The sequence below is a fragment of the Chamaesiphon sp. genome, from assembly GCF_041737865.1.
Classification (GTDB): Bacteria; Cyanobacteriota; Cyanobacteriia; order Cyanobacteriales; family Chamaesiphonaceae; genus Chamaesiphon.
In genome coordinates this window covers 1-5692 of the sequence record NZ_JBGSQZ010000301.1, presented here as the reverse complement: position 1 = coordinate 5692, position 5692 = coordinate 1, and the positions used below count along the sequence as shown (strand labels likewise).

General features: G+C 46.5%; 4 protein-coding genes and 1 pseudogene. All 5 read left to right on the top strand.

What is annotated here, in order from left to right; all coding sequences use genetic code 11:
* Nucleotides 1-231: 231 nt before the first annotated feature.
* Entirely contained in the window at nucleotides 232-1764 is a 1533-nt protein-coding gene (locus tag ACEW9J_RS23365) for a GMC oxidoreductase (protein ID WP_373547470.1), read from the top strand.
* 198 nt (nucleotides 1765-1962) lie between these two features.
* Nucleotides 1963-2835: a glucose 1-dehydrogenase gene (locus ACEW9J_RS23360; RefSeq protein WP_373547471.1), complete on the top strand. Its 873-nt coding sequence runs from the start codon at nucleotides 1963-1965 to the stop codon at nucleotides 2833-2835.
* 8 nt (nucleotides 2836-2843) lie between these two features.
* Nucleotides 2844-3803 (top strand): VOC family protein, encoded by a 960-nt coding sequence (locus ACEW9J_RS23355; protein WP_373547469.1) that lies wholly within the window; start codon nucleotides 2844-2846, stop codon nucleotides 3801-3803.
* 117 nt (nucleotides 3804-3920) lie between these two features.
* Nucleotides 3921-4277 (top strand): hypothetical protein, encoded by a 357-nt coding sequence (locus ACEW9J_RS23350; protein ID WP_373541398.1) that lies wholly within the window; start codon nucleotides 3921-3923, stop codon nucleotides 4275-4277.
* 740 nt (nucleotides 4278-5017) lie between these two features.
* Nucleotides 5018-5692 (top strand): annotated as a pseudogene (locus ACEW9J_RS23345) (hypothetical protein); the annotation flags it as partial.

Genomic DNA, 5692 nt, shown 5'->3' with positions numbered 1-5692 from the left:
GGGTTTTTGGGGGGGGGGCTTCCCGCTCCCCACCGGGGGGTCGGGGGGTAGGAACCCCCAGATCAGGGTTCTGCCCACACCAGCAAAACTCGCAACCAACAAATTCTCTTCGTCTGCCGATTTGCTAAGTACTAGCATTTAGCCAAGAACTAACATTAAATATCGATACTAACTTCCTCAACACTCAAAAACCAGCAAAACAGATCGTCACAACCAATCGCAGGAGCTAATATGACCGATCGACACTACGATATCATCATCATCGGCACCGGAGCAGGTGGCGGCACCCTCGCCCATCACCTCGCCCCCAGCGGCAAAAACATTCTCATCCTAGAGCGTGGTACCTTCCTCCCCAGAGAGAAAGATAACTGGAATCCAGTAGCAGTCACCGCCAAAGATCGCTACTTCAACGCCGAAACCTGGATCGACAAAGACGGAAAAGACCTTAAACCCGCAGCAGGTTATTGGGTTGGTGGTAACACCAAATTTTACGGCGGTACCTTATTTAGAGCGCGAGAGCGAGAATTTGATGAGATCGTTCATAAAGGCGGCATCTCTCCCGAATGGTGCCTCAAATACGCAGATTTTGAACCCTATTATACTCAAGCCGAAAAACTCTATAACGTACATGGTAAAAGAGGTCTAGATCCTACCGAGCCGTGGACGACTGAAGAATATGCTTATCCTGCCATCAGTCACGAGCCGCGCATTCAAGCAGTCAGCGACGATCTTTCAGCTCAAGGCTTGCACCCGTTTTACTTGCCGATGTCCATCAAACTCAACGAAGCGCAGCGGTTTTTGAGTGAATGTATTCGGTGTGAAACCTGCGATGGACATCCTTGTCAACTTCATGCCAAAGCCGATGCTGAGGTAATGACAGTGCGTCCAGCCATGCAGCACTCAAATGTCACACTCCTAACCTCAGCCACAGTTCTGCGCCTTCATACCAGCGATTCTGGTCGAGAAATTACTGCGGTAGAGACTGAAGTAGATGGCGAAGTCACCCTATTTCGCGGGGACATAGTTGTCGTAGCTGGTGGGGCGATTAATTCAGCAGCATTACTACTAAAATCCAGCAATGACAAGCATCCCAACGGATTAGCCAACAGTTCCGGCCAAGTGGGGCGTAACTTTATGAAGCATAATTGTGGCGTGGTCATTGGAGTAATGGCCAAAGAAAACCTCACAGTGTTCGCGAAAACGCTAGGAGTAAATGATTTCTACTGGGGTGAACCAGACTTCCCCTATCCAATGGGGCAGGTCCAACTCTCAGGCAAAGTCAATAAGGAGATGCTAGCGAATGAAGTACCTCTAAAGATAGATGCCGACATTTCGCCTGAATACGCTGCACGGCATTCAGTTGACTGGTGGTTGATGGGTGAAGATCTACCCGATCCAAACAATAGAGTCCGTCTAAAGGGGGATAGAATTTCGCTCGAATATACAGACAATAATACTGAGTCATTCGATCGACTAGTTCATCGGTGGATCGGTATACTCAAATCGATCGATACCGACCCAAATTCTCGCTATTACAGTAGCAATTTTCCCCTCCGTTGGGTCGCTCATCAGTGTGGGACTTGCCGCTTTGGTACCGATCCGAACACATCTGTGTTGGATCTTAATTGCCGCACTCACGAGATTGATAACCTCTATGTCGTTGATGGCAGCTTCTTTCCCTCAAATATTGGCTCGAACCCGACGCTAACGATCGTTGCAAATACTTTGCGAGTTGGCGATATTTTGCTCGAACGGCTTGGGTAAATAGTATTAGCGGAGATCTTTACCCCACCCCAGCCCTCCCCGAAGATGCGGGAATGGGGAGCAGCAATGAAAGCCCCCCTGCTTGGTGCGCTGAACCGTCGGGGAACAAAGGCGGGCGCGTATCCGCTTTATAAGGGGGGTTGGGGGGTAAAGATCTCCGCCGCAGTCAGTCCAACACCTATAAATTACAACCTAACTATTATGACTACCGAATTTCGTCCGACAGCCGAGGATATCCCCGCTCAAACCTTGCCCTATCCTGCCAGTCAGGCAGATATGATCCCCCAGCCAGATAGCGATATGTCCAACTACAAGCCTGCTGGTAAATTGCAAGGCAAAGTAGCGATAATCACTGGTGGTGATTCGGGAATTGGGCGGGCGGTCGCGATCGCCTACGCGATGGAAGGTGCCGATGTCGCGATCGTGTACAATGTCAACGATGAAGATGCCAATATCACCAAAGCACTCGTCGAAGAAAAAGGTCAACATTGTCTGACTATTAAAGCCGATGTCCGCGATTCCGCACAGTGTCAGCAAGCAGTCACCCAAACTGTCGAGAAGTTCGGACATTTAGAGATATTAGTCAACAATGCTGGCTATCAAGCGGTCAAGTTTGAGATTGAAGACATTTCCGACGAACAGTTTCGCCGCACGATGGAGACCAACATTTTTGGTTACTTCTATATGCTCAAAGCCGCCTTACCCCACCTCAAAGCAGGCGATGTCGTCATCAATACGAGCAGCATTCTCGGTCTGATTGGTAAAGAATTTCTGGTCGATTACTCAGCTAGTAAAGGGGCGATTAACGCCTTCACCAAAGCTACAGCCCAAAATCTAGCTAAACGCAAAATTCGGGTCAATGCCGTCGCTCCTGGCCCCGTCTGGACGCCTGGAATCCCTGGCACGATGACTAAAGAACAAGTGGATAATTTTGACAAGGATAATGCGATGAAACGCGCTGGACAACCAGAAGAACTCGCGCCTACTTACGTCTATTTTGCCTCCGAAGATAGCAGCTTTGTGACGGGGGCGATCCTCGAAGTTACAGGCGGTCAAGTCTCTAGTACCTAAGGAGCCAGATGTCGAGTACTAGGATTGAATCGATCGGGATGACGGTGGGGGACATGGATCGATCGATCGATTTCTATACCACCGTTTTAGCATTTACCAAGACTGGCGATCGTCAAATTACAGGCGTGGCATCTGATGATGTGTTACCACTGCAAGCAGATCCGATCCCAGCAGCAGCCAATCTCCAGTTACGAATCGTCACCCTCCAACTTGGTGCAGAGACGATCGAACTCACCCAATATTTGACGCATCCAGGGCGAACGGTTCCGCCAGATTCACGCAGTAACGATCGTTGGTTTCAGCACCTAGCGATCGTTGTTAGCGATATGGATCGCGCTTATCAACATGTCCGCCAGCATTCAGTCCTCCAAATTCCCACTCCTCAAACCCTACCCGACTGGAATCCCGTCGCTGGTGGCATCCAAGCTGTTTACTTTCAAGATCCCGACGGTCACAATCTCGAACTGATCCACTTTCCCACCGCTAAAGCCGCTCCCAAATGGCAACAGCCGACCACTAATTTATTTCTAGGGATCGATCATACGGCGATCGTCGTCGCAGATACAGCAGCTAGTCGCGTTTTTTACTCCGATCTGTTGGGGCTGGAATTAAAACAAGCAAGTGAGAATTTTGGCTCCGAACAAGAGCTGTTGAGCGGTGTCGCTGGTGTCAAAGTACGGATTAGTAGTCTCACAGCATCCGCAGGTATGGGCATCGAGCTGTTGGAATATCTAGAGCCGACCGATGGACGATCGATCCCCACCGATACTGAGTCCAACGACCTCTGGTGTTTGCAAACCAAGATCGTCGTCGCCGATGCGATGGAAACAGTCCAACAACTCACCGCAGCACAATTTCCACTTATCTCTACAGAGGTGTCACTATCGAATACATCCACCTTAGAATTCGATCGCCAATTCCTCGTGAGAGACCCAGATGGACACACAATTCGGCTAGTCGATCCCTAAAAAAAATCAATTGTAAACCACTACTAAAATAGCGTGAAAACCGCCGCTAATCGACGTTGTGGACTATTTAGATCCCGTCTAAAATAGATATATAGAGATAAAAAAGGATAAGACTGAGTGAAAATTCAACCCTCTGTATTGGTTCACCTAGGGTTCGGCAAATACGTCCGATCGGACAACGTTGTAGCACTAATCCCACTAGAAGAAGATCGTGGGCCAGGACGGCGTACTGTAGTGTATCTTCAGGGACAAAACGAGCCAATGGTTGTTTCTCGATCGGAAGATACGATCGTCCGTGACTTGGTGCAAGAACCGCTAGAAGTTACTCGATCGCGTCAGCAACAAGAAATCTTGCGCGATCTACTGCAAACTTTAGATACAGTCAATGCAACTGTTCGTCGGATCAGCCGCGATGAAGGTGGTTTGGATCTCGATCGATTAGAAGATCGGATTGCTAAGGTGCTCGAAGATTAGTTTGATATGGAAAAGGGGCGATCGATCGCCCCTTTTTGGCGATTTTAGTTGGGGTTGTTTTTTTATAGCAATCGCCTGGGCGATTAGGACATGATAAGCTGTTTTATATCTAAATCTTTTGACTGAATCCCTTACAGCAAAGGTTCTAGAGGACAAAAAGAGTGTTTTAAATGTTTGACAGCCTACAGTTATAGTATGTAGTTGAAGTGACAGATGTATAAAAATGCCCAAACCCCATAGTTACGACTTACGCCAGAAAGTAATTCAATCAATTGAGTTACAGCAATTTGCGATCGAACCCGCCACAAATCTACTCTACTAAAATAGAAGAAAGATCTTAAATCGAGAAGAATATTGAGAGATGGCAGCGTATTCCATAGATTTGCGAAAAAAGATATTTAGTGCTTGGGAAAATAAAGAAGGTCCTCAGCGACAGTTAGCAAAGCGATTTAAGGTAAGTTTGTCCTTTGTTCGAGACATGCTACGTCGATATCGAGAAACTAATGAAATCGCAGCCATGCCACAAGGAGGAGATCGGAGATCGAAGCTAAAACTGGATGAACAAGAACTCTTGAAAAAAATGGTGAAGGATAAAAACGATATCGGGAGCATCCCACTTTTTATTTGCTCCAAGGAGATAAATCTTATGTACTAATATGGGGATTGAGAAATTTGACAAAAATAGTAGCAAAGCGATCGCAATATTGAGATAATGAGGTCAAGTAAATTAAGGTAGTGTAATGAGTCCAGAAGAGCAAAAAGAACTCGATCGACATACAAAAGCTATTGCCAAAATTTTATCCAAAAATACACCGAAAGAAGAATTAACTAGTTTAGGAAAAATTGAAGAAGCGGTGAGAGCGAGAATGCAAGAGTACGTGATGCCAGAAGTCGGAATTGCTTGGTGCAACGCACAACTGGGCGGGAGACCCGTCCAGTGCTGAGGAAACCTCAGTGCGATTGCATCCGCTTTTTTATCGAAAATGTCACAGTCGAAACTGGAGGATATAAAAGATATATCCAAAGCATAATTGGAGAACTAGTAATCACTAGCAAACAGGCAGCCAAGCTAAATATCAAAAGTCATACCCAAATCAGTCCGTATTTAGAAGCTTGTTGCTTGCGAATAAGTGCGTCAATTTCTTATAAAAAGACAACAGAAGAAGTCAAATGTTTAACTGGAATAGAGATATCAAAAAGTGCTCAGCAGAGGTTAATTCACCGACAAGAATTTGAATTATCTCAAGCAGAGACACCAGTGGCAGAATTGAGTATAGATGGAGGAAATATTCGAGTTAGAACCCCAAAGGGAGAGGTGTGTAGCTGGAAAGGATACAAAGCAACAGTACTGCATGAACAGCAAAAAATCGCATCATCATTTCAAGAAAATGAGGTGATTGTTAATTGGGTAAATA

What these genes read in the sequence shown, in the direction of transcription:
- ACEW9J_RS23365 (WP_373547470.1), top strand. Translation starts at nt 232, where the DNA reads ATGACCGATCGACACTACGATATCATCATCATCGGCACCGGAGCAGGT.
- ACEW9J_RS23355 (WP_373547469.1), top strand. Translation starts at nt 2,844, where the DNA reads ATGTCGAGTACTAGGATTGAATCGATCGGGATGACGGTGGGGGACATG.